The following is a 23,375-nucleotide window of genomic DNA, read 5'->3' on the forward strand; positions in this document are numbered from 1 at the left end:
GTCCGTTTTGGCACAGCATCACCCATAGGTGCGAATTGACACCCTCCGGTGAATCTTGCGCCTCTTGTTCCCGCTGGGGCCACCGTCGCAGGGCACGCGCTTTCGGTCCTACGGGTTCGCGAACGTCTCACACGTTCGGGGGCGCCCCCTCGATCGGACGTCCGAGCACACCGGGTCGCCGCTGCCACGGACGTGGGCCCGAAGGCGGCCGATAACCGACCCCCAGGGCGTCAAGTCGCGGGTAGTGGGCCGTCATCCGGCGCTCGAAGTCCCCGAAGTCCCGCTCGGCGGGTTCCGGCAGGCGGCTCCAGGCCACTTCGGCGAAGGCCGCCAGGCGCGGGAACGTCTGGTAGTCCACGCGCGCGGGATCCTCCATCGCCTCGGTCCACACATTGGCCTGGGTGCCCAGCACGTGCCGTGCCTCATCGGGCGTCAACTCCGGTGGCACCGGCTCGAACCGGAAGACGTCCTCCAGGGTGCGTACGTAGCCGATGGGCACCGGCTCGTCGGGGCCGCCGTCCTGGCGGTGGTCCAGATACACCTGCTGCTCGGGGCACATGACCACGTCGTGGCCCGCGCGTGCCGCCGTGATGCCGCCCGCGTAGCCCCGCCAGGACGACACGGCGGCGCCCGGCGCGAGGCCGCCCTCCAGGATCTCGTCCCATCCGATCAGGCGACGCCCGCGCGCGGTGAGCCAGTTGCCGAAGTGCCGGACGAACCACGACTGCAGCGCGTCCTCGTCCGCGAGCCCCAGCTCCCGGATGCGGGCCTGCGCGGTGGCCGACTCCCTCCACTGGTCCTTGGCGCACTCGTCGCCGCCGATGTGCACGAAGGGCGAGGGGAAGAGCTCCAGGACTTCCTCGAACACCCCCTCGTAGAAGCGCAGGGTGTTGTCGGTGGGGGCGAGTACGTTTTTGTTGATGCCCCAGGTGTCCCAGACGGAGAGGGAGGTCGTGTCGATGACATCGGTGTTGCCCAGTTCCGGATACGCGGCGATGGCGGCCTGGCTGTGTCCAGGGATGTCGATCTCGGGGACCACGGTGATATGCCGCTGGGCCGCGTAGGCGACGATCTCGCGGATGTCGTCCTTCGTGTAGTAACCCCCGTGGGGCTTCTCCTCCCAGAGGGGTGACGCGCGATGGCCGAATTTCGTACGCGCCCGCCAGGAGCCGACCTCCGTCAGCCGCGGATGGCGCTCGATCTCGATGCGCCAGCCCTGGTCGTCCGTCAAGTGGAAGTGGAGGACGTTGAGTTTGTGCGCGGCCATCAGGTCCAGGTAGCGCAGGACTCCGTCCGTGGGCATGAAGTGGCGGGCGACGTCGAGCATGAGGCCGCGCCAGGCGAAGCGGGGGGCGTCCTCGACGGTGATCTCGGGGAGGTCCCAGTCCTTGGCGGGATCCAGCGGGGCCCGGCGGAAGGCGTCGGGGCCGAGCAGCTGACGGAAGGTCTGCGCGCCCCAGAAGACGCCGGCCGCGCTGCCGCCCTGGATCAGGTGGTCGGCGCCCTCGATGACGACGCGGTAGCCCTCCGCGGGCAGCTCGGGGTCGATGCCGAGCGCCAGGCGGTACGCGAAGTCGCCGCCCTCCGGGAACGGATAGCCGGTCGCCGAGCCGACCGTCGCCCGCAGCCAGCGCGCGACGCCCTCGGTGCCGGGCCCCGCCTCCAGCCGCGTCTCCTCGTCCAGGCGCCCGTAGCCGGGCCGGTTCCAGGAGATGCTCCCGGGCGCCGGAATCAGTTCCCATCCCACTGGATCAGTCACGTCATTCGTCATGCCGTTCGTCACATCAGTCCTTGACCGCTCCGCCCAGTCCGGAGACCAGCCGTCGCTGTACGAGTACGAAGAAGATCAGCACCGGAATGGTCATCACCGTGGACGCCGCCATCACCCCGCCCCAGTCCGGCTCTTCCGGCTTGTAGAACACCAGGAGGGCCATCGGCAGGGTCGACTGTGACGTGTCACTGATGATGAACGACTTGGCGAACAGGAAGTCGTTCCAGGCCGAGATGAAGGAGAAGACGCTGGTGGCCACCAACCCCGGGAAGACGAGGGGGAAAAGGATCTGCCAGAGGAATCGGGAACGGCTCGCCCCGTCGAGGTAGGCCGCCTCCTCCAGCGCCTCCGGTACGGCCTTCACAAAGCCGCGCAGCATCCAGATCGCGAACGGCAGCGAGAAGGCGATGTGGGGCAGGATCAGCGAACCCAGGGTGTTGAGTTGGCCGAAGTCCCGCATCTGGAAGAAGAGCGGGATGGTCAGCGCCTCCACGGGCACCATCTGGGCCACCAGGAACATGATCAGCAGGGTGGTGCGGAAACGGAAGCGGAATCGGGTGACCGCTGTCGCCGCGAGAAACGCGATCAGCGCGGAGACCACCACCACCGTGCAGGCGACGACAAGGCTGTTGACGAAGTAGCGGCCGAATTCCTGCTGTCCGAAGACGCGGCGGAAGGAATCCAGGGTCGGCGCGAGGGTCCACGGCCTTGGCTCGCTGGACTCGATCTCACCCGCCGGTTTGAAGGCGCTGAGCACCATCCAGTAAAGGGGGAACGCCACCGCGGCCGCGATGACCAGGGCGGATGCCTCCGCGGCGAGCCGCCAGGGCCGTCGTATGAAACCGGACGAATTCACAGCTCCTCCCCTTGCCTGCGCAGCAGTCGCAAATACACCAGGGTGATCGCCAGCAGAATCACCAGCATCACCACGCCGATCGCCGAGCCGAGGCTGTACTGGGAGGACGCGAAGGCCTTCTGGTAGGCGTACACGTTCAGTACGAGGTTCTGCCGGGCGATACCGCCGCCGTTGGTCATCACATAGATCTGGGTGAAGACCTTGAAGTCCCAGATGACCGACTGAATGGTGACGACGACGAGGATCGGGCGGAGCATCGGCGCGAGGACCGACCGCCAGATCCGCCACTGCGAGGCGCCGTCCAGGGCCGCGGCCTCCAGGACCTCGGACGGTACGGCGCGGATGCCGGCGTAGACGGTCACCATCACGAACGGGAAGGAACACCAGACCACTTCGAGCAGGACGAGGAGGAAGGCGCTGTACCGCTCGTACGTCCAGGAGTGGTCGCCGAGGCCCAGGATCCGGTTGACCGGGCCGAAGTCGGGGTCGAAGAGGAGCAGCCAGACCGTGGAGCCGGTGATCGCGGGGGTCGCCCAGGCGCCGAGCGCGGCCAGCATCAGGGCGAGGCGGGGCAGGGCCCGTACTCGGGTCAGCAGGACGGCGAGTGCGCAGCCGACGGCGAGCGTGGAGACCACGCAGGCCGCCGCGAAGACGACGGTGGCCAGCAGGACCCGCCAGAACTCGGCGTCCCCGAACAGCTCCGCGTAGTTCCCGAACCCCTGAAAACTGGTCGGCTCCCCCCCGCTGACCTGGGCCTGGGTGTACTCCAACAGCGAGATCAAGCCGAGCTGGTAGACGGGATAGACGAGCAGCCCGCCGAGAACGACGAGCGCGGGGAGGAGATAGAGCCAGGGAGTCCAGTCAGCGGCGCCCTGGGAGCGTCGTGCGCCCCCACCCCGGTAGGGGCGCGGGGAGCTGCGCGACCGGCCACGAACGGCCCGCACCCGCCCACGAACCGCACCCCCCGAGCTGGTGGGCGCCGATTCGCCAACCTCCACCTTTGACGAAACGGCGCCCTCGGTCACCGGCTTCACCCCGCGGAGCTGAACGCGTCGTTCATCTGCGTCGCCGCGTCCTTCGACGCCTCAGCCACGTCCTTCTTGCCGCTGACGACCTCCTGGAACATCGTCGGCAGGACGAGCGACGCGTCGATCTGCGCCCAGGCCGGCGAGGCCGGCACGAACTTCGTGCCGGAGGACAGCGTCTTGACGAAGGGCTCGATGAACGGCTCCTCCTTGGCCGCCGCGGCCCGTACGTCGGTGTACGTCGGCAGGAAGCCCATCGCGTCGAAGAGTTCGCCCTGGGTCTCCTTGGACGCCAACCGCTTCATCAGGTCGACGGCGAGGGTGCGGTGCGTGGTGCTCTTCAGGACACCTACGTTGTTGCCGCCCGCGAACGCCGGCGCCACCGAGCCGGACTTCACACCCGGCAGCGGTACGACCGCGTACTTGCCCTTGACCTTGCCGGCCTCGACGGCCGCGTGGCTGAAGTCGCCGCCGATCGCCATGCCCGCCTTGCCGGCGGCGAAGGCGGTGACCGTGTCGTTGCCGCCCATGCTCGCGCACTTGGCGGCGGGGCAGTTGTCGTCACCGAAGAGCGAGGTGTACGCCTCGATGCCCTTCTGGGCGGCCGGGCTGTCGATGGACGAGGCGTACGAGCCGCCCTTGCCCTCGGCTATCTCGCCGCCGTTGGCCCAGACGAAGGGCATCGCGCCGTAGGTGTAGGCGCCGCCGACGACGAGGCCGTACAGGTCGGGCTTGGCCGCGCGGATCTGCCTGGCGGTGCCGGCCAACTCGTCGAGGGACTTCGGGGCTTCGAGGCCGAGCTCCTTGAAGACGTCGGTGCGGTAGTACAGCGCGCGCACGCCCACGAAGAAGGGCGCCCCGTAGATCTTGCCGTCGACGGTCACGGACGTCTTGGCGGTCGGGTCGGAGTCCTTCGACTCGGACCAGTCGTTGAACTCCGTGGTGACGTCGGCGAGTCCGCCGTCCTTCACATAACCGGCCGTGTCGGTGTTGCCGTACTCGATGAGGTCCGGGGCGCTCTTCGGGTCGTTGAAGGCGGCCTTGATGCGCTGGGCGCGGGTCTCGACGGGGATGTACTCGACCTTCACCTTCGCGCCGTCGTGCGCCTTCTCGAAGGCCGAGACCACCTTGTCGACGACCTTCTGCTTCGGCTCGTTGCTCACCTCCTGGAAGAGCCAGACCCGGAGGGTGCCGGTCGTCTCGTCCTCCCCGGAGGACGAGTTGTCGGAGGTCTGCGGAGCACAGGCGGTCAGCCCTGCGAGGGCTAGGGCCGCTACGGGCACGGCGAGTCTGGCGGCGAGCTTCATGGAGCGTCCTCCGAGGGGGGAGCGGAGCGTTGCAACATATGCAACGAGCGTTTTGCTCTCTACAACACCCCGGAGGCTAGGGAGTACATGAACATGCCCACAAGAGGTCTCAACCACCTTGTGACCGGCAGAAGCGCTCCGTGCAACGCAACGATGGCCGGAGGCGGCCGGGAATGGGGGAGTTCAGTGATCAACGGCCGAAAACGAACGGCGGCCGGCACACCCGCGCCGACCGCACCCACGCATGACAAGCCGACCGCGCCCGCGCCCGACAAAACCACCGTGCCGACCTCACCCGCGCACGACAAGACCGCGGCACCCGCACCACAGGCACCGCGGCCATGCTCGACGAGCCGGCGTACCGCCCCCCGGCGGGACGCCCGGACCGTCGGCTACTTCTTGCCGTCGCCCTTGCCGCCCTGGTCGCCGCCGCCGGCGCCGAGGGACTCGAAGATCTCCTTGCACATGGGGCACACGGGGTACTTCTTCGGGTCACGGCCCGGGACCCACACCTTGCCGCACAACGCCACGACGGGCGTGCCGTCGAGGGCGCTCGCCATGATCTTGTCCTTCTGGACATAGTGGGCGAAGCGCTCGTGGTCACCATCGCCGTGCGACGTCTGCGGCGTCGGTTCGACGAGGGTCCCCGTACCAGTACCGCGCTCGGGCTCAAGAGTGCTCATGACGCCAAGGGTACTGAAGCTCACAGGCATCAGTTGAGCGAAGGGTCGTCCGGGTACGTGGCCACCATCGCGAGTTCGTTGCGCTGGCGGCGCAGGACCTCGCGCCAGAGTCTCTCCGGGCAGGGCGAGGAGACGTCGCCGGGTTCGGACTCGACGACGTACCAGGCCCCCTCCACCAGTTCGTCCTCCAACTGGCCGGGCCCCCAGCCCGCGTATCCGGCGAAGATGCGCAGCGAGCCGAGCGCGGAGGCCAGCAGCTCCGGCGGGGCCTCCAGGTCGACGAGGCCGATCGCGCCGTGGACGCGCTTCCAGCCGAGCGGCGCCCGGTCGACGGAGCCGCCGCCGGGTATCACCGCGACCCCGAGCGCCGAGTCGAGCTGCACCGGGCCGCCCTGGAAGACGACACCGGGTTCACCGGCGAGTTCCGCCCAGCCCTCCAGGATGTCGCGGACATCCACCGGGGTCGGGCGATTGAGGACCACACCGAGCGAGCCCTCCTCGTCGTGGTCGAGGAGCAGCACCACCGCGCGGTCGAAGTTCGGGTCCGCCAGGGCGGGCGTGGCCACGAGCAGCCGCCCTGTGAGCGAGGACACCTCGGTCATGCCAGACATGATCCCGCATCCTGCCCGCGCGCGGGGAGCCAATGCCGGTAGCGGTGTGCACGCAGCTCAGGGCGCACCGGTGCGGAACCCGCGCACACACGTGACGGTGACCCCGTGTGGCCGGTGGTGAACGGTTCGTGTTGTGGCAAAGCCATGACGTGCTTGAGAGGCCCTTGGGCTTACGGAAGGGGGGTAGGCGGCGATTACGCTAGCTCTCCGGCTCACGCCGCGCCGACGCCCGCACAACGGGTCAACCGGCCGGCCGCACACGCCGGAAAAGCCTCTGCCCAACTCCACGGAACGCGAGATTCATGACCGTCAACGGCTCTGACGACGTACTGCTTGTACACGGCGGCACCCCGCTCAGTGGCGAGATCCGTGTCCGCGGTGCGAAGAACCTCGTACCCAAGGCCATGGTCGCCGCGCTGCTCGGCAGCGGTCCGAGCCGGCTGCGCAACGTCCCCGACATCCGCGATGTGCGGGTCGTGCGCGGACTGCTGCAACTGCACGGCGTAACGGTCCGCCCGGGTGACGAGCCGGGCGAGCTGGTGATGGACCCGACGAACGTGGAGAGCGCGAACGTCGCCGACATCGACGCCCACGCCGGTTCGTCGCGCATCCCGATCCTGTTCTGCGGTCCGCTGCTGCACCGGCTCGGCCACGCCTTCATCCCCGGTCTCGGCGGCTGCGACATCGGCGGACGACCGATCGACTTCCACTTCGAGGTGCTGCGGCAGTTCGGCGCGAAGATCGAGAAGCGGGAGGACGGGCAGTATCTGGAGGCGCCGCGGCGGCTTCGGGGTACCAAGATCCAGCTGCCGTACCCGTCCGTGGGCGCGACGGAGCAGGTGCTGCTGACCGCCGTCCTCGCGGAGGGTGTGACGGAACTCGCGAACGCGGCGATAGAGCCGGAGATCGAGGACCTCATCTGCGTCCTGCAGAAAATGGGCGCCATCATCGCGATGGACACCGACCGCACGATCCGCATCACCGGTGTGGACTCGCTCGGCGGCTACAACCACAAGGCCCTCCCGGACCGCCTGGAGGCCGCCTCCTGGGCTTCCGCCGCGCTGGCGACCGAAGGCGACATCTACGTCCGGGGCGCCCAGCAGCGCTCGATGATGACGTTCCTGAACACCTACCGGAAGGTGGGTGGCGCGTTCGAGATCGACGACGAGGGCATCCGCTTCTGGCACCCGGGCGGGCAGCTGAAGTCGATCGCCCTGGAGACGGACGTCCACCCCGGCTTCCAGACCGACTGGCAGCAGCCCCTGGTCGTCGCCCTGACCCAGGCCACGGGCCTCTCGATCGTCCACGAGACGGTCTACGAGTCCCGGCTGGGCTTCACCTCCGCGCTGAACCAGATGGGCGCGCACATCCAGCTCTACCGCGAGTGCCTCGGCGGCTCGCACTGCCGGTTCGGCCAGCGCAACTTCCTGCACTCCGCCGTCGTCTCCGGCCCCACCCGCCTGCAGGGCTCCGACCTGGTGATCCCCGACCTCCGCGGCGGCTTCTCGTACCTCATCGCGGCCCTCGCCGCCCAGGGCACCTCCCGTGTCCACGGCATCGAACTCATCAACCGCGGCTACGAGAACTTCATGGAGAAGCTCATGGAGCTCGGCGCGAAGGTGGAGCTGCCGGGCAAGGCACTCGGCTGAGCCGCGCCCCGCAAGGGGCTGCGCCTCCCTACGACGATGGGGGCGGCACCTGGTTTCCCAGGTGCCGCCCCCATCAGGCGTTCTACGCGCCCTACACCATCCCGTGAGGTGGAGACGGCAAGGTCACTTACCCTTGGCCGCTTCCTTGAGCTTGCTGCCCGCGGAGACCTTCACGCTGTAGCCGGCCGGGATCTGGATCGGGTCGCCGGTCTGCGGGTTGCGCGCGGTGCGAGCGGCACGGTGGGTGCGCTCGAAGGTCAGGAAGCCGGGGATGGTGACCTTCTCGTCGCCCTTGGCGACGATGTCGCCGACGACCTCGGCGAACGCGGCCAGCACGGCGTCGGCGTCCTTACGGGTCACCTCGGCGCGGTCGGCCAGTGCGGCCACCAGCTCACTGCGGTTCATGTTGTTACTCCCGTGTTCTTCTTGCCGTTGAGGCGGACCCGGGTCCGTCGTCAGACCCAACGCCCAGAGACGCATCCTGCACTCACCTGCGGCGGGAAAGCCAATCCGGCACCCCTGAGGAGTCACACGGACACCCTTGGGAGTCACACGGAAAGCGCCACCATCGCCACGGCGGCGCGTCGACCGCTCGCGGAGCGGACCAGGGCCCGGCAGGCCTGAGCTTGGCCGCCACACTAAAGGGCGACACAAGCCCTCCGGCCCCGCGACGCGCCGGTGGCGCGGGGCCGTGGCGACCGTCACAGCGGGGCTCAGGCCGACGCCGCCGCCTTCGCGGCCTCGCGCACCGCCCCGGCGACCGCGCCCGCGACCTTGTCGTTGAAGACGCTGGGGATGATGTAGTTCGCGTTCAGCTCGTCCTCGGTCACGACGTCCGCGAGGGCCTTCGCGGCAGCGAGCATCATGTCCGTGTTGACGGTGCGGGACTGGGCGTCAAGGAGACCGCGGAAGACACCCGGGAAAACCAGCACGTTGTTGATCTGGTTCGGGAAGTCGGAGCGGCCGGTGGCCACGACGGCCGCGGTCTGACGGGCGATCGCGGGGTCGACCTCGGGGTCGGGGTTCGCGAGCGCGAACACGATCGCGTCGTCGGCCATGGCGGCCACGTCGTCGCCGTCGATGACGTTCGGGGCCGAGACCCCGATGAACACGTCGGCGCCGCGCACGGCCTCCTTGAGCGTGCCCGTGAGGCCCTCGGGGTTGGTGTTGTCGGCGATCCAGCGCAGCGGCGAGTCGGCGGCGGCGTCGACCAGGTCGGCACGGTCGGCGTGCACGACACCGTGGATGTCGGCCACGACGGCGTTCTTCACACCGGCGGCGATGAGCAGCTTCAGGATGGCCGTACCGGCCGCGCCCGCGCCCGACATGACGACGCGAATGTCCCCAACCGCCTTGTTCGCGACGCGAAGTGCGTTCGTGAGGGCGGCGAGGACGACGATCGCCGTGCCGTGCTGGTCGTCGTGGAAGACGGGGATGTCGAGGGCCTCGCGCAGCCGGGCCTCGATCTCGAAGCAGCGGGGCGCGGAGATGTCCTCCAGGTTGATGCCCGCGAAGCCGGGGGCGATCGCCTTGACGATCTCGACGATCGCGTCGGTGTCCTGGGTGTCCAGGCAGAGCGGCCAGGCGTCGATGCCGGCGAACCGCTTGAAGAGGGCCGCCTTGCCCTCCATGACCGGCAGCGCGGCCTTGGGGCCGATGTTGCCGAGGCCCAGCACGGCGGAGCCGTCCGTCACGACCGCAACGGAGTTGCGCTTGATGGTCAGACGCCGGGCGTCCTCGGGGTTCTCGGCGATCGCCATGCAGACGCGGGCCACGCCCGGCGTGTAGATCATCGAGAGGTCGTCACGGTTGCGGATGGGGTGCTTGGACTGCATCTCGATCTTGCCGCCGAGGTGCATCAGGAACGTACGGTCGGAGACCTTGCCGAGCGTGACGCCCTCGATGCCGCGGAGCTGCTCGACGATCTCGTCGGCGTGCGCGGTGGAGGTGGCGGCGATGGTGACGTCGATGCGGAGCTTCTCGTGGCCGGAGGCGGTCACGTCGAGGCCGGTCACCGAGCCTCCGTGGGACTCGACGGCCCCGGTGAGCTGGGAGACCGCGGTTCCGCTCGCGGGCACCTCCAGCCGGACCGTCATCGAGTAGGAGACGCTGGGCGCCGTTGCCATGGCCGACTTCCTCTGCTTTCGCTGCTACTGCGTTTGCTGCGTTTTGCCGTCCGATCGTCGCACCTACCGCCGGGTAGGCGTTAGCCGCGTGGGATTGAGAACGTTTTGTTCTCAACGTGAAGAGGTCCACGTCACAGGTGACGTGGACCTCTTCTCCGTTCAGTGGCACCGACCCGCCATGCTCGCCTCGCGGCAAGTGGTCGCTCTAAGCGACGAAGGTTGGGCCCGGGGGCTTGGATCGAGCCGGTGCCACACCCAGGCTAACAAACAGATCCCGTAAGGCCATTCCCGCACCGGGAGTTGTTTTCGCCGGTCGCCTCGGAGCCCGGGTGGTCGGGGGTCGTGGCAGAGGGAATCAGTCGCGCAGCAGGTCGGGTACGCCCCTCTCGTCCGGCTCGTCCCGCTCCCCCGACACCAGGGTCAGCTGCTGCGTCGCCCGCGTGAGGGCGACGTACAGCACCCGCAGCCCCGCCGGGGACTCGTCGGCGATCTCGGCCGGGGAGACGACCACCGTCGCGTCGTACTCCAGGCCCTTCGCCTCCAGGCTGCCGAGGGCGACGACGCGGTCGCCGAGGCCGGCCAGCCAGCGGGCGGCCTCGTCGCGGCGGTTCATGGCGACGACCACGCCGACCGTGCCGTCGACCAGGTCCAGCAGGCGGGCGGCCTCCGCGCGGACCGTGCGGGCCAGGGATTCCCGTACGGCCGTGACGAAGCGGGGCTGGACGCCCGTCGAGCGGACCGCCGACGGGGACTCCGAGCCCGGCATGGCCAGTGCCAGTACCTTCGCCGCGAGTTCGGCGATCTCGGCGGGGTTGCGGTAGTTGACGGTGAGGGTGAAGCGGCGGCGCGGGCGGGAGCCCAGGGCCTCGTCACGGGCCTCGGCCGCCTCGTCGGGATCCGACCAGGAGGACTGGGCGGGGTCTCCCACGACCGTCCAGGTGGCGTGCCGGCCGCGACGGCCCACCATCCGCCACTGCATCGGGGTCAGGTCCTGCGCCTCGTCGACGATGACGTGCGCGTACTCGGTCCGCTCCTGCGCCAGCCGCTCGGCCCGCTCGCGCTGGGTCTCCTCGCGCACGGGCATGAGTTCCTCCAGGCCCGAGAGCTGGTCCAGGGGGTCGAGGTCGCGTTTCTTCCGGGGGCGGGCCGGGAGGCCGAGGATGGCCTGGAGTTCGTCCAGCATGGCGACGTCGTGGACCGAGAAGCCGTCCCGTTTCAGGGAGCGGGCGACGCGACGGACCTCACCCGGATTGAGGATGCGGCGGGCCCAGCGGCCGAGGCGGCGCTCGTCGGCCATGGCTGTGAGGACTCCGCGCGGGGTCAGCTCGGGCCACCAGGCGTCGAGGAAGGCGATGAAGTCGTCCTCGGTGGTGATGTCCTCGTCGAAGGAGGAACGCAGCTCGGCGGCCAGTTCGGGGTCGGTGTGGCGGCCGGCCGCACCCGACTGGGCCCACAGTGCGTCCAGGAGCAGCTTGCGGGCGCGGGGGCGCAGGAGGTTGACGGGGGCCGTGCCGCCGAGCGCGTTGTGGCGGACGCGGTCCAGTTCGGCGGCCTCCAGTTCGAGGCGGCGGCCGAAGGCGACGACACGGAGGCGGTTCGGCGCGGCGTTCGACTCCAGCGCGCCCCGGGCGGCCTTCCGCAGCACCTTGAGCATGCGGTACGAGCCCTTGGCGCGGGCCACGGCCGGGGAGTCGTACAGCGTGGCCTCGGCGCCGCCCGTGTCTTCGGCGAGTGAGCCGATCGCACGGATGGCGACCTGGCCCTCCTCGCCGAGGGACGGCAGGACGCCCTCGGTGTACGCCACCAGCAGCGGGGTCGGGGAGACGATCAGGATGCCGCCCGCGTACCGGCGCCGGTCCTGGTAGAGGAGGTAGGCGGCCCGGTGCAGCGCCACGGCCGTCTTGCCCGTGCCCGGGCCGCCCTCGACGTACGTCACCGAGGCGGCGGGGGCGCGGATCACCAGGTCCTGTTCGGCCTGGATGGAGGCGACGATGTCGCGCATGGTGTGGCTGCGGGCCTGGCCGAGGGCGGCCATGAGGGCGCCGTCGCCGATGACGGCCAGTTCGCCGCCGTCGAGGGACGCCTTCAGCTCGGGGCGCATCAGGTCGTCCTCGACGCCGAGCACCTTGCGGCCCTTGGAACGGATGACCCGGCGCCGGACGACCCGGCCGGGGTCGACCGGGGTCGAGCGGTAGAAGGGGGCGGCCGCCGGGGCCCGCCAGTCGATGACCAGCGGCGCGTACTCGGAGTCCAGGACACCGATGCGGCCGATGTGCAGGGTCTCGGCGATGTCGGCGGTGTTGTCGGCGCGGACCGCGCCCTCGGCGGGTTCGACGGCGGTGTACGCGCCGTCCGGACCCTTCTTGCCGTCCTTGCCGAGCAACAGATCGATACGGCCGAAGAGGAAGTCCTCGAACTCGTTGTTCAGGCGATTCAGGTGGATGCCCGCCCGGAAGACCTGGGCGTCCCGCTCGGCGAGCGCGCCCGGGGTGCCGACCTGACCACGCTTGGCCGCGTCGTTCATCAGGAACTCGGCCTCGTGGATCTTCTCCTCAAGGCGCCGGTACACCCGGTCCAGATGTTCCTGTTCTACGCCGATCTCCTTCTCACGCACCGAGTCGTGAGCGGAGTCGAGCGTTTCCTGCTGAACCTGAGCGGCCACCCGGGCCCCCTTCTGACGTGCTGGGCAGCCGTCCACCGTACGCGAAAAGGACCCCGACAGGCTATGCGCCCGACCGGGGTCCGTTCACCACTCGCCTCGATGTGTCATGCCTTGACCGAGACGAGCTTCTTCCCGCTGAAGGTCAGGACCTCGAAATGGTCGATCTGGTCCGGGGTGAAGGCGGCGCCGCCGTGGACGTAGAGCGGGTTCTTGGCCTGCTCGGTCTCGGCGTTCTTGATGCCGTAGCCCCATTTCGGGACGGACCAGGAGGTGACCGTCTCACGCTCGCCGTTCTTGCCGACGGCGATGAGCGAGCACTTCTCCGGGCCCTTGACGTTCTTGAGCTCCAGGACTGCGTGCGTGCCCCAGGGCTTGGACTCCAGGCCGACCGTGGCGGTGACCTGCGTGGAGGCGTCGGTGCCCGAGACCTTGTCCTTCGCCCCCATGTGCGTGAAGGCGTCCTTCGCCGCGCTGAAGACCTGGTTTTCCTGCGGGGTCTCGTTCCCGCCGCCCGCCGTCGCGAACACCGCCGTCGGGCCGCCGACGATCAGGGCGACGCCGGCCGCCAGCATGAAGAAGTTCCGTCGGCTCTTCTTCGCGCGGTGCTGGACGACCTCGCCGACCAGCCGGTCCGCGAGTCCTGTCGTCGGTTTCGCGGACAGGGACTCGCCGATCGCGGGTGTGCCCTGGGAAGCGGGCAGGTCCGCGAGGGCGGCCAGCATCGGTTCCATACCGGCCAGCTCGTCCAGCTGCTGGCCGCACCACTCGCATGTGGCGAGATGCATCTCGAACTGTGTGGCCTCGGCGTCGTCCAGTATCCCGAGGGCGTACGCGCCGACGGTTTCATGGACATTGTCGCCGGAACCTTGGGCTCCTTGCACAGACCCGGGCATTCCCGGTCCATACCCCCCGTAGATGTTGCTCATGCCGTCACCCCGCGCTCCTCTAGAGCCAGCTTCATCGACCGCAGGGCGTAGAACACCCGGGAGCGGACGGTGCCACTGGGGATGCCAAGCGTCTCGGCCGCCTCATTGACCGTACGCCCTTTGAAATAGGTCTCGACCAGGACCTCCCTGTGAGCAGGGGTCAGGTCGTCCAGCGCGTCCGACAGTGTCATCAGCCACAACGCCTTGTCGATCTCGTCCTCCGCGGGGATGACCTCCAGCGGCGACGGGTCGACCTCCTGCGGCCGGGCCTGCCGGCTGCGGTGGCCGTCGATGACGATGCGGCGTGCGACCGTCACCAGCCAGGGGCGTACCGATCCGGTCGCTCGATTGAGCTGACCGGCGTTCTTCCAGGCCCGGATGAGAGTTTCCTGCACAACGTCCTCGGCGCGTTGGCGGTCGCCCGCGACCAGACGCAGCACGTACGCGAGCAAGGGTCCAGCGTGCTCGCGATACAGCGCGCGCATCAGCTCCTCGTCTGGCTCTGAGGGCTGCGATGCGCGATGTCGTGCCCTGTGCGGGCGTTCATCGGCCACAGCGGAATCCTTGCGCACGGCTACCTCCGGTGTCCGGGGGTTCCCCCAGTCGGTCGCTCACATCGGGATACGTAGGTAATCAGTTGTGTGTTCAGAGTTGAGACACAACTTTCTCGATTCACCTTGGTGCGGGAGGGGCAGGCGGGAGACAAGTGCGTCCATATCCGCTGTTAAACCGGCACTCATGGACGGGAATTGTGAAGATGCCTGATCCGTGGTGTGAAAAACAGCACTGCTGCTTCTTTACGGGGGAACCGGGTTTGCCCAACTGGCGTCCGGGGTACGGAAGATGGGCAATTCCGTGCCAACTGGAGGAAGTTGGGCGCGAGCGGCCCGTGTGGGGGCGTCCCGAGACAGGACTACGCGCGGGCGAGGCCCGTTCGGCGGCGGTGGCGGGCCACGCGTTCGCGGTTGCCGCAGATCTCGCTGGAGCACCAGCGGCGGCGCCGGCCGCGGGAGGTGTCGACGTACACGATGGGGCAGTTGTCGCCGGCGCACTGGCGCAGACTCGCGCAGGCGGCGGGGTCGGTGAGCAGCTCCACGGTGTCGCGGGCGATCACGGCGAGCAGGGCGGCGCAGTCGGGGGCCCGGTCCAGGGCGCGGGTGAGGGTGCCGTCGTCCGTGCGGACGGCCCGGGGGGCCGGAGTGGCCGCGCGGGCCAGGTCGTTGATCCTCGCCAGGGAGATGTCGAAGGGGCGGGAGTCGGACTTGCGGTCCGGTTCGGTGCGGACCAACTGGCCTATGTGTCCGCGTAGTTCGCGGAAGCCGACCAGCCAGGCCGGGGTGATGTGGTCGAGGGGGGTGTCTACGGGGACCAGGGCGGCGGCGGTGATCCAGGTGCGTAGGCGCGGCGCCGAGTCGAGTTGTTCCTCGGGGTGGGTTGTCGCGAGGAAGTCCAGGCAGAGGTGGCCGCAGTCGAAGCGGGGGTGTGTCATGCGCCTGTCACCGCCTTGGGTTGCCGTGGGGTGCCCCTGGGGGCGTACCCCCTACAGTGCCTGGCCGCACCCTGTGCTGGAACCCTCCGGGGTTCGGGGGGATGTGCTCGCCCCCGCCGCCCCTACCCGTCCCATCCCCCAGGGGCTGTGCCCCTTCGACCCCCTTTGAGTGCCTAATAGCCCGGGGCTTCTGCTGGGGGGCGGGTGCGGGTTCGTCGTGGTTGATCGCGCAGTTCCCCGCGCCCCTTGAAAGCCCCGGGCGCGGCCCATGCTGTTAAGGGGCGTGAACCGGCGACTTCCTCAGACGTCGCCGTACTTCGTGTCCGCTGCTGGGTCCAGGGCCAGGCGGTAGCCGCGTTTGACGACCGTTTGGATCAGCTTGGGGGCGCCGAGGGCCGTGCGGAGGCGGGCCATGGCTGTTTCCACGGCGTGTTCGTCTCGGCCGGCGCCGGGGAGGGCTCGCAGGAGTTCCGAGCGGGCGACCACCCAGCCCGGCCTGCGGCAGAGCGCGCGCAACAGCGACATGCCGGCCGGGGGGACGGGGCGGAGGGCGCCGTCCACCAGGACCGCGTGGCCCCGGATCTCCACGCGGTGGCCGGCGATGGGGAGGGTGCGGGCGCGGGCGGGGAGCTCCTGGCAGAGGAGCTGGACGAGGGGGCCGAGGCGGAAGCGTTCGGGCTGGACCGTGTCCACGCCGTGGGCCTGGAGCGGGAGGGCCGTCACCGGGCCCACGCAGGCGGGGAGTACGTCGTGGTTGAGGGCGTTGAGCAGCTCCGGGAGCAGACCCCGGGCTTCGGCCCGCGACAACAGCGACGCCGCCGCCGGGGCGCTGGTGAAGGTCAGGGCGTCGAGGCCGCGGCTGACCGCCGAGTCGAGGAGGCGGTCCACGGGGGTGATGTCCTCGGGGGGCATCCAGCGGTAGACGGGGACGCCCACCACCTCCGCTCCCGCGGCGCGCAGGGACTCCACGAAGCCGGGCAGCGGTTCGCCGTGGAGCTGGATGGCGATGCGGAGGCCCTCGACTCCCTGCTCCAGCAACCGGTCCAGTACCTCCGCCATGGATTCGGAGGACGGGGACCACTCCTCCGTCAGGCCGGCGGCTCGTACCGCGCCCTTCACCTTCGGTCCGCGCGCCAGGACCTCGACGCCCCGCAGCCGGTCCAGGAGGGCTTCGCCCAGGCCCCAGCCGTCCGCGGCTTCGATCCAGCCGCGGAAACCGATGGCGGTGGTCGCCACCACGATGTCGGGCGCCACGTCGAGCAGGTCCTTGGTGGCGGCGAGCAACTCGCTGTCGTCGGACAGCGGCACGATGCGCAGGGCGGGCGCATGGAGGACCGCGGCTCCGCGGCGCTGGAGGAGTGCCCCGAGCTCGTCGGCCCGGCGGGCGGCCGTCACACCCACGGTGAACCCCGCGAGCGGCCCGTGTTCCTGTTGCGCTGTCCGATCCATCCGATCCGTCCTGTCTGGTCGATCGGCTCGATCTGATCGCTCGGGTCGCTGTTCGTCGTACATGGCTCTCGTCCCGGAGTCGAGTCGTTACACCTACATGCCGAACGAGCCTGTCAACGGCGCGTGACAGGCTCGGTTCGGGTTCATGTCGCTCGTGTTACGTCGCACGTGTCACGGCATGGGCGATGTCACACCTCGGCGTAGCTGAGCTGCGGCTTCGAGTCCGTCGCGGCCTCGGTCGCAGTGGCGTTCGAAGTCGACTTGCGAAGGTATACGGCCCAGGTCACCGCGAAGCACAGGCCGTAGAAGGCCAGGAAGCCGATGAAGGCGCCGGTGCCGGAGCCGACCGAGAGGAAGGACTGGCGGAAGGCCAGGTTGATGCCGAGGCCGCCGAGCGCGCCCACCGCGCCGATGATGCCCATGGAGGCACCGGAGAGGCGACGTCCGTAGGCCGCGGCCTCCTCACCCTCCAGACCCTTGGCGAGTGCCTTGGCCTGGAAGATGCCCGGGATCATCTTGAAGGTGGAGCCGTTGCCGAGTCCGGTGAGGACGAAGAGCACGATGAACGCGGTGGTGAACAGCGGCAGCGACTTCTGCATGGAGGCGATGACGATGATCCCGGTGGCGCCGGCCATGGCGACGTAGTTCCACAGGGTGATCTTGGCGCCGCCGTACTTGTCGGCGAGCGCGCCGCCGAGGGGCCGGATCAGCGAGCCGAGCAGGGGGCCGATGAAGGTGACGTACGCGGACTCCAGGGGCGTACGGCCGAACTGGGTCTGCAGGACGAGGCCGAAGGCGAAGCTGTAGCCGATGAAGGAGCCGAAGGTGCCGATGTAGAGGAAGGACATGATCCAGGTGTGGGCCTCCTTCACGGAGTCCTTGGCGGCGCCGGTGTCGTTCTTCACGGACGAGATGTTGTCCATGTAGAGCGCGGCGAGCACGGCGGCGATGACGATGAAGGGGATGTAGATCCCGAGCAGGACGCGCGGACCGCCGCTGGCCCCGATGACGGCGAGACCGATGAGCTGCACGACCGGGACACCGATGTTGCCGCCGCCCGCGTTGAGGCCGAGCGCCCAGCCCTTCTTCCGCAGCGGGAAGAAGGCGTTGATGTTGGTCATGGAGGAGGCGAAGTTGCCGCCGCCGATACCGGCGAGCATCGCGCAGATCAGGAACGTGTTGAACGAGGTCCCCGGCTCCATCACGACGAAGGCCGCGACGGTCGGGATGAGCAGCAGGCTCGCCGAGGCGATCGTCCAGTTGCGGCCGCCGAAGATCGCCACCGCGAAGGTGTACGGGATGCGCACGATCGCGCCGACCAGCGTGGCCATCGAGACGAGGAAGAACTTGTCGGCCGGGGTGAGCCCGTACTCGGGGCCCATGAACAGCACCATCACCGACCACACGGTCCAGATGGAGAAGCCGATGTGCTCGGAGAGCACCGAGAAGAAGAGGTTGCGGCGGGCGACCTTCTCACCGGTCTCGTTCCAGAAGGCCTCGTTCTCCGGATCCCAGTGCTCGATCCAGCGGCCTCCCCTACTGGCAGCGGGGGCAGTGCTCGGGGCTGTCATGACGCCTCCATGGTTCTCCGGGCTCGGGTGTTGCGGTGCGGTGATGAGGGGTGATGAGTCCCGAAGGTAGGGAGAGCGCGTTTCCTGCCTGTGGCACCGAGTGACCGGAAGGGAACTTTGCTCTCACGTGCGGGCGACCCGGCCGGTGAGGAATCGGTGAGCAGAGCGTCATACCCTGCGGTCACGCCACCTTCGGCGCCGCCCTCATGCCAATGTAGGCGCACCGCGTGCCATCGCTCAGCGTGGCGAAGACCACAGGCATCCAGTCCTCCGCGAACGAGGCGCCGCCGCCCGCCCCGGCGAAGACCGTGTCCGACAGGGGGACGAGCTCCATCTCCAGGTCCGGCGAGTAGCCGACCATGCCGTCGACGAAGGCGTACGTGAGGTGCGGTGTGCCGTTCCTCTCGCCGACCGTGATGACCACTCCCTCCCTCTTGTACGTACCGGTCCAGGGCGTGATGTCCACGGCGGGCGGCTCCGCGGCCGGGGCGAACGGCGCGGGCATGGCGATTCCGGCCAGTTCCGCCATCAGCTCACGCAGCAGGTCGGCGTAGAGGAGGCGGGAGGAGCCGCCGTTGGTCAGCAGCGCGACGGCGACGCCCTCGGTCGGCACCACGCGGAGGAAGGCGTACTGGCCGGTCGCGGCCCCGTCGTGCCCGTAGCCCGGGACGCCGTCCCAGTCGTACAGGGTCCAGCCGAGGCCCCAGCCGTCGGCGCTGACCGTCCACTTGTCGGGTACGTCGGTCTCGCGGGCCTGCATGGCGGTCACGGTCTCGGGGCGCAGGATCCCGCCACCGCCGTCGAGGTGTGCCTTCGCGTACCGGACCACATCGCCGGCGGTGGCGAGCACCCGGGCGCCCGGGCCGGCCGCGCGCGGCATCAGGTCCCAGGCCGGGGCCGGTGTCTGCGTCCCGTCCTCCCCCGCCAGGTGCCCCATGGCCACGCGGAACGGCAGCGCCTCCTCCGGCAGCGTCATCGTGTGCGTGAGACCGAGCGGCGCCAGCACCCGCTCCTTGAGCGCCTGGTCCCAGGTCAGCCCGGTCAGCACCTCGACGATCCGGCCGAGTACGACGTAACCGATCCCGCTGTACGACACCGCCGTACCCGGCGGGCAGTCCATCGCCACGCCCTTGGCAGCCTCGACGTACTTGGCGATCGCGTCGTCTCCGCGCCCTGTCTCGACGTGGAAGTCGCAGGTCAGGCCGCTGGTGTGGGAGAGCAGCATGCGGGGTGTGATGACCTCGGTGGCCGACGGGTCGACGGTCGCGAACTCCGGCAGCACCTTCACCACGGGGACGTCCAGGTCGAGTTCGCCGGACTCCACCAGCCGCATCACGAGGGCGGCCGTGTAGACCTTCGCGATCGAGCCGAGCTGGAAGACGGAGTCGGTGGTGGTCTCGACGCCGGTCGTCCGGCTGAGCACACCGCTCGCCAGTTCGTGGACCTCGCCGTCGACGAGGAAGGCGAGAGCCGCGCCGGGGACGTCGTGGGTGGCGCGGAGGGTGTCGAGGCGGCGCTGCCAGTGGGCGAGGTCGAGGGTGCGGGTGGGCTGCGACATGGCGGTTCCTTCGTGAGTGGGTGGTTCGGGCTTCGCCGCCGCACGCTGTGCGGCGACAAGGAACACTGTACGCAGAGCGAACGCTGTACGCAAGAACGTACGACGTTCTCGCTCGCCCACATGAAAGGCCGCCCATGCGAAAGGCCGCCCATGGTGGTTGCGTGGGCGGCCTCGGTTGACGTGTCTCAGATGTGCCGTGCGGTCAGAGGCGGGTCGCCAGGCCGTCGAGGACCCACTGGAGGCCGTGGTCGAAGTTGTCCTGGGCGATGTCCGCCGACTCGGCGCCGGCCTGTGCGGCGTACCGGCGGCCGAGGTGCGGGTAGTCGCCGGTGGCCCGTTCGATGGCCGACGCCAGCTGGCGGGTCCAGTCCTCCGGGCTCTGGCCGCCCCGTGCGAGCATCACCAGCCAGGCGGCCTCGCTGGTGGTCATTCCGAGGACGCACGGTGAAGAGGATCCGCACCGCGCGATCGGCCCGGTCGAGCGCGAAGCCCGCGGTGTGCAGCATGGCGAGCATGCTCTCGGTCAGCCGTAGCGAGTGGGGGCCGAGGGAGACGCCGACCTCGCCCAGCATGGGGGCGATCCAGGGATGGCGCAGGATCGTCGCGCGGATGCTGTGCGCGCAGCGGGCGGCGGCGGTCCGCCGGTCCTGGGCGGCGTCCGGGCCCGGCACCTCCATCTCGCCGTAGATCCGGTCGACGACCAGCTCGGTCAGCTCGCCCTTGCTCGCCACGTGCGAGTACATGGAGCACGGGCGAGTACATGGAGGTCGCGCCCGCGTTCAGCCGGGCACCGGGGCGGCGCATGCTCAGCGCGTCGACCCCCTCCTCGTCGAGCAGCCGGACGGCCTCGGTGACGATCAGGTGCCGGGTGAGCGGGGGGCCGCTCGCGCTGGGGGCGGTGAAGGCGGGTCCAGACGGAGGGGATGACCGCGGCGTCGGAGCCTTTCGGGTTACTGGAACCCTTGGCTCCCTTGAGGCTTTCGGGGCTTTCGGGGCTCTCGGACTGAGGCTTTCGGGGCTTTCGGGGCTCTCGGACATGACGGGGCGCCACCTCCCGGCTTCCACGACCGCGCGACGTGACGTACGACGGACATGACGTTGCGTACAGCGCACGTCCCCCCGCACGCTGTACGACTGTCAGGCGCCACCGGTCAGGTGCCGGCCTGGCCGTCCGCCCCCGCCTCCGGGATCGCCGGGCCCGTGGTGCCGAGTCTGAGCTGTTCGGTGATCTGCACGAAGGCCGCCCGGAGGTGTTCCGGGATACCGAGGGCGGTCGCCGCCTGCTCGGCGGAGAGCCCGTGATCGGCGGGGGCCGCACCGGCCTCCGGAGGCGCCGGGGCCTGGGGCAGGTCCTGCTCGGTCAGCTTGCCCGATCGGATCAAGACATCCCGGACCGGGATGCCGAGCGCACGGGACAAGCCGCGCATCGTCTCCAGATCGGGCATGCTCTGGCGCTGCAGCAGCCGGGTGATGGCCGCCCGGTGCACCCCCGCGTCCTCGGCGAGCCGGGTCTTGCCGCCGCCGCGCGGGCTGTCGATGTCGTAACCGCGTGCCCGCATCACGCCTTCTATCCAGGCTGCGAACTCGTCGATGTGTTCGGCATCGCTCTTCATGTGTGAACGCTCCCCTCGGCTCACCCCCACCTTAACGGTCGTGCGCACGCGAACTATGCAGTTGCGCGCACGCACGAGTAAAGGTTCAGTGAGGGCCTTCCGTCAATCCGGCCTTGCTCCGACCTCGTTCCACCTCGAACCGACCTTTGGCCGATTCTCGGCGCAACCCCATTCCGGTTGTCGATGTGATCGCCGATCTCCGTTGCGCGCGAGATCGCAACATGTGAAGCTGTGTGCGGGCTCGCAACAACAGGAGACTCTCCTTTCCCTTCCGTTGCCGCCATCCCAGCTCTTGGTTGCCGTCGGTCGGCATTTCGTTGCCGTCGCCCGGCTCCCGGTTGCCCCAGATCGGAGTGTGTCCACCATGTCCTCAGACCTCGCCGCCCAGCACACCGCCCGCGCCGCCCGCTGGATCGACATCCTGCGGCGCCAATTCCCCGAGCTGCTGGCGGAGTTGGCGCCGGGCCGCCCGGGCGCCGGGACCCGTTCCCGCCCGCCGCTGGGCCCGGCCGCGCTCCGCGCCCTCGGCGAGCGGGACGCCGCGGAGCGCGCCGAGGCGCTGCTCGGCGAGCAGCACGGTCTCGCCCCGCTGGGCGCGAGCGCCGCCCCGCTCCGCCTCCATGTCTCCGACGCCGTCCGGGACATCACCGACGGGGTGGTCGAACTGGAGGAGGCGGTGTGGGAGAAACTCGGTCTCGGCCGGCCCCCGCGGGCGGACGTGCCACGGCGACTCGGCCGCCTCACCGCCCTGCTCGACGATGTCGCCGGGCATCCCGTACTCGCCCGGCACGTCCTCGACGAGTGTCGCCGGATGGCCCGCCGCTGCGGCCGTACGCTCGGCGACCCGGAGACCATGGTCCGCGTCAGCGGCCGTTGCCCGTGGTGCGATTCGGTGTCGCTGCGGGCCATGCCTGCCTGGCGCACGGTCCTGTGTGTGAACCCCGGATGCCGGTGCGCCGACGAGGAGTGCCCGTGCGCGGACAACGCCGCCCACCGGCACAGCTGGACGGAGACCGGCTGGGCGCGGCTCGCGGCGGAGGCGGGGGCCGACGCGGACGAGATCGCCGCGCTGGTCGACTCCGACGAGGCCGGAGACCCGGCCGGGGCGGGGGCGGCGTGATGGGGAACTCTCTCGCGGGGCCCACGGGATCCTCTCCGGCGCTGGTGACCGGCGCGGCCGCCGCGGCCGAGGCGGGGGTGGCCCCCGCGACCGTACGGAAATGGGTCCAGCTGGGCCATCTGGAGGCCGCCGGGCGGCAGGGGCGGACCCATCTCTACCGGCTGGAGGACGTGTTCGCGGCGGAGCGGGCCACGCGGGGGCGCGGGCGTCACGGGCATCGCGGGCATCGCGGGCATCGCGGCTGAGAGCACGACGGCGGAACCGATCTTCGTTGCCCCGCCACACCTGTTGGGTGTGGCGGGGCGATCTGCGTTTCGGGGCCATTCGAGGTCCTCCCCGTACGGCCGTTCGAGGTCAGTCCTCCTCGTACGGCCGTTCGCTGGTTCCGGAAAGAAGTAGTTGCGCGCGCGCTCGCAACGTGTCACAGTTGGTGCAGCGGCGGAGCTGTGCCCACAGGGGCACGGCCCCGCCGTTTCGCATACCTCCGACACAAGAAGGGAGGTCTCACCGTGGCCGATCCGACGGTCACCTTCCCGGATGTCGAACGACTCGTCGTCGACTTCCTGACCGACCGTGCCGAACTCTCCACCGCGACCGTGGACAACGTTCCGCCCAGCGGGTTCGACGGCACCCAGCAGGTCGTCCTGGTCTCCCGCGCCGGCGGGGCCTGGGTGGACGACCTGCGTCTGGACCAGCCGCTCGTGGACTTCGAGGTCTACGGGCCCACCAAGACGGCGGCGCATGCGCTGGCCTTGACGGTTCGTTCCGCGCTGATCGCGTTGCGGGGGACGTCGTACGGGACCGCGTACGTCGCCGATGTGGTCGAGGCCGATGGGCCCCGCTGGCTGCCGGACTGGAATCGGGCGGCGGCCAATCGCTACTACGCGACCGTTCGGTTGCACATCCGTCCCGCCTGAGAGCTCGGTCCGCCATGACGGTTCGCGAGTGCGGGCTGCTTG

General features: G+C 69.7%; 21 protein-coding genes and 1 pseudogene. 4 read left to right on the forward strand and 18 right to left on the reverse strand.

Going from position 1 to position 23,375, the window contains the following annotated elements; translation table 11 throughout:
• Positions 1 to 127 precede the first annotated feature (127 nt).
• From JIX55_RS20635 to JIX55_RS20660, 6 genes are all read right to left on the reverse strand, one after another.
• Positions 128 to 1,771, reverse strand: coding sequence for a beta-N-acetylhexosaminidase (locus tag JIX55_RS20635; protein ID WP_257564780.1), 1,644 nt, complete (start codon positions 1,769 to 1,771; stop codon positions 128 to 130).
• A 13-nt stretch (positions 1,772 to 1,784) separates the two neighbouring features.
• Entirely contained in the window at positions 1,785 to 2,627 is an 843-nt protein-coding gene (locus JIX55_RS20640) for a carbohydrate ABC transporter permease (RefSeq protein WP_257564781.1), read from the reverse strand.
• On the reverse strand, positions 2,624 to 3,571 hold the full coding sequence (locus JIX55_RS20645; RefSeq protein WP_257564782.1) for a carbohydrate ABC transporter permease: 948 nt from the start codon (positions 3,569 to 3,571) through the stop codon (positions 2,624 to 2,626). Before JIX55_RS20645 ends, JIX55_RS20640 begins: the two co-directional genes overlap by 4 nt.
• 86 nt (positions 3,572 to 3,657) lie before the next feature.
• The gene (locus tag JIX55_RS20650) at positions 3,658 to 4,959 is read right to left on the reverse strand and encodes an extracellular solute-binding protein (RefSeq protein WP_257564783.1); all 1,302 of its coding nucleotides are present in this window, start codon (positions 4,957 to 4,959) and stop codon (positions 3,658 to 3,660) included.
• Between the two features lie 392 nt (positions 4,960 to 5,351).
• A complete protein-coding gene (locus JIX55_RS20655) occupies positions 5,352 to 5,642 on the reverse strand; it encodes a DUF3039 domain-containing protein (protein ID WP_257564784.1) in 291 nt (96 codons plus the stop codon).
• Positions 5,643 to 5,671: 29 nt separating this feature from the next.
• Positions 5,672 to 6,244, reverse strand: a complete 573-nt coding sequence (locus tag JIX55_RS20660; protein ID WP_257564785.1) for a YqgE/AlgH family protein — start codon at positions 6,242 to 6,244, stop codon at positions 5,672 to 5,674.
• A 311-nt stretch (positions 6,245 to 6,555) separates the two neighbouring features.
• Between JIX55_RS20660 and murA the strand changes: the two genes are divergently transcribed.
• On the forward strand, positions 6,556 to 7,902 hold the full coding sequence (gene murA, locus JIX55_RS20665) for a UDP-N-acetylglucosamine 1-carboxyvinyltransferase (RefSeq protein WP_257564786.1): 1,347 nt from the start codon (positions 6,556 to 6,558) through the stop codon (positions 7,900 to 7,902).
• Between the two features lie 123 nt (positions 7,903 to 8,025).
• On the opposite strand, the gene JIX55_RS20670 is transcribed toward murA, so the two are convergent.
• The 12 genes and pseudogenes from JIX55_RS20670 to JIX55_RS20720 all read right to left on the reverse strand — a co-directional run bounded on the left by JIX55_RS20670 (position 8,026) and on the right by JIX55_RS20720 (position 21,296).
• On the reverse strand, positions 8,026 to 8,307 hold the full coding sequence (locus tag JIX55_RS20670; RefSeq protein WP_005486790.1) for an HU family DNA-binding protein: 282 nt from the start codon (positions 8,305 to 8,307) through the stop codon (positions 8,026 to 8,028).
• 308 nt (positions 8,308 to 8,615) lie between these two features.
• Entirely contained in the window at positions 8,616 to 10,028 is a 1,413-nt protein-coding gene (locus JIX55_RS20675) for an NAD-dependent malic enzyme (protein ID WP_257564787.1), read from the reverse strand.
• Positions 10,029 to 10,383: 355 nt separating this feature from the next.
• Positions 10,384 to 12,690, reverse strand: coding sequence for a HelD family protein (locus JIX55_RS20680; protein WP_257564788.1), 2,307 nt, complete (start codon positions 12,688 to 12,690; stop codon positions 10,384 to 10,386).
• Positions 12,691 to 12,794: 104 nt separating this feature from the next.
• Positions 12,795 to 13,583 (reverse strand): anti-sigma factor family protein, encoded by a 789-nt coding sequence (locus tag JIX55_RS20685; protein ID WP_257564789.1) that lies wholly within the window; start codon positions 13,581 to 13,583, stop codon positions 12,795 to 12,797.
• A 29-nt stretch (positions 13,584 to 13,612) separates the two neighbouring features.
• Positions 13,613 to 14,188, reverse strand: coding sequence for a sigma-70 family RNA polymerase sigma factor (locus tag JIX55_RS20690; RefSeq protein ID WP_013003188.1), 576 nt, complete (start codon positions 14,186 to 14,188; stop codon positions 13,613 to 13,615).
• A gap of 341 nt (positions 14,189 to 14,529) precedes the next feature.
• Positions 14,530 to 15,105 carry a CGNR zinc finger domain-containing protein gene (locus tag JIX55_RS20695; protein ID WP_257564790.1) on the reverse strand — a complete coding sequence of 192 codons (576 nt, stop codon included), beginning with the start codon at positions 15,103 to 15,105 and terminating at the stop codon, positions 14,530 to 14,532.
• Between the two features lie 300 nt (positions 15,106 to 15,405).
• Positions 15,406 to 16,617 carry a uroporphyrinogen-III synthase gene (locus JIX55_RS20700; RefSeq protein ID WP_443046475.1) on the reverse strand — a complete coding sequence of 404 codons (1,212 nt, stop codon included), beginning with the start codon at positions 16,615 to 16,617 and terminating at the stop codon, positions 15,406 to 15,408.
• 125 nt (positions 16,618 to 16,742) lie between these two features.
• Positions 16,743 to 18,125: a nitrate/nitrite transporter gene (locus JIX55_RS20705; protein WP_257564792.1), complete on the reverse strand. Its 1,383-nt coding sequence runs from the start codon at positions 18,123 to 18,125 to the stop codon at positions 16,743 to 16,745.
• A gap of 181 nt (positions 18,126 to 18,306) precedes the next feature.
• Positions 18,307 to 19,683, reverse strand: coding sequence for a serine hydrolase domain-containing protein (locus tag JIX55_RS20710; protein ID WP_257564793.1), 1,377 nt, complete (start codon positions 19,681 to 19,683; stop codon positions 18,307 to 18,309).
• 202 nt (positions 19,684 to 19,885) lie between these two features.
• On the reverse strand, positions 19,886 to 20,113 hold the full coding sequence (locus JIX55_RS50905) for a TetR/AcrR family transcriptional regulator C-terminal domain-containing protein (RefSeq protein ID WP_306820021.1): 228 nt from the start codon (positions 20,111 to 20,113) through the stop codon (positions 19,886 to 19,888).
• Between the two features lie 82 nt (positions 20,114 to 20,195).
• Positions 20,196 to 20,426, reverse strand: a pseudogene (locus JIX55_RS50910) (TetR/AcrR family transcriptional regulator); the annotation flags it as partial.
• Between the two features lie 408 nt (positions 20,427 to 20,834).
• Positions 20,835 to 21,296, reverse strand: coding sequence for a helix-turn-helix domain-containing protein (locus tag JIX55_RS20720; RefSeq protein WP_257564794.1), 462 nt, complete (start codon positions 21,294 to 21,296; stop codon positions 20,835 to 20,837).
• A 364-nt stretch (positions 21,297 to 21,660) separates the two neighbouring features.
• On the opposite strand from JIX55_RS20720, the gene JIX55_RS20725 reads away from it, so the two are divergent.
• The 3 genes from JIX55_RS20725 to JIX55_RS20735 all read left to right on the forward strand — a co-directional run bounded on the left by JIX55_RS20725 (position 21,661) and on the right by JIX55_RS20735 (position 23,333).
• Positions 21,661 to 22,416 carry a hypothetical protein gene (locus JIX55_RS20725; RefSeq protein WP_257564795.1) on the forward strand — a complete coding sequence of 252 codons (756 nt, stop codon included), beginning with the start codon at positions 21,661 to 21,663 and terminating at the stop codon, positions 22,414 to 22,416.
• Positions 22,416 to 22,661 carry a hypothetical protein gene (locus JIX55_RS20730; RefSeq protein ID WP_257564796.1) on the forward strand — a complete coding sequence of 82 codons (246 nt, stop codon included), beginning with the start codon at positions 22,416 to 22,418 and terminating at the stop codon, positions 22,659 to 22,661. The genes JIX55_RS20725 and JIX55_RS20730 overlap by 1 nt, the downstream gene beginning before the upstream one ends.
• A gap of 264 nt (positions 22,662 to 22,925) precedes the next feature.
• Positions 22,926 to 23,333: a hypothetical protein gene (locus tag JIX55_RS20735; RefSeq protein ID WP_257564797.1), complete on the forward strand. Its 408-nt coding sequence runs from the start codon at positions 22,926 to 22,928 to the stop codon at positions 23,331 to 23,333.
• Positions 23,334 to 23,375 lie beyond the last annotated feature (42 nt).

It is taken from the genome of Streptomyces sp. DSM 40750 (assembly GCF_024612035.1).
Classification (GTDB): domain Bacteria; phylum Actinomycetota; class Actinomycetes; order Streptomycetales; family Streptomycetaceae; genus Streptomyces.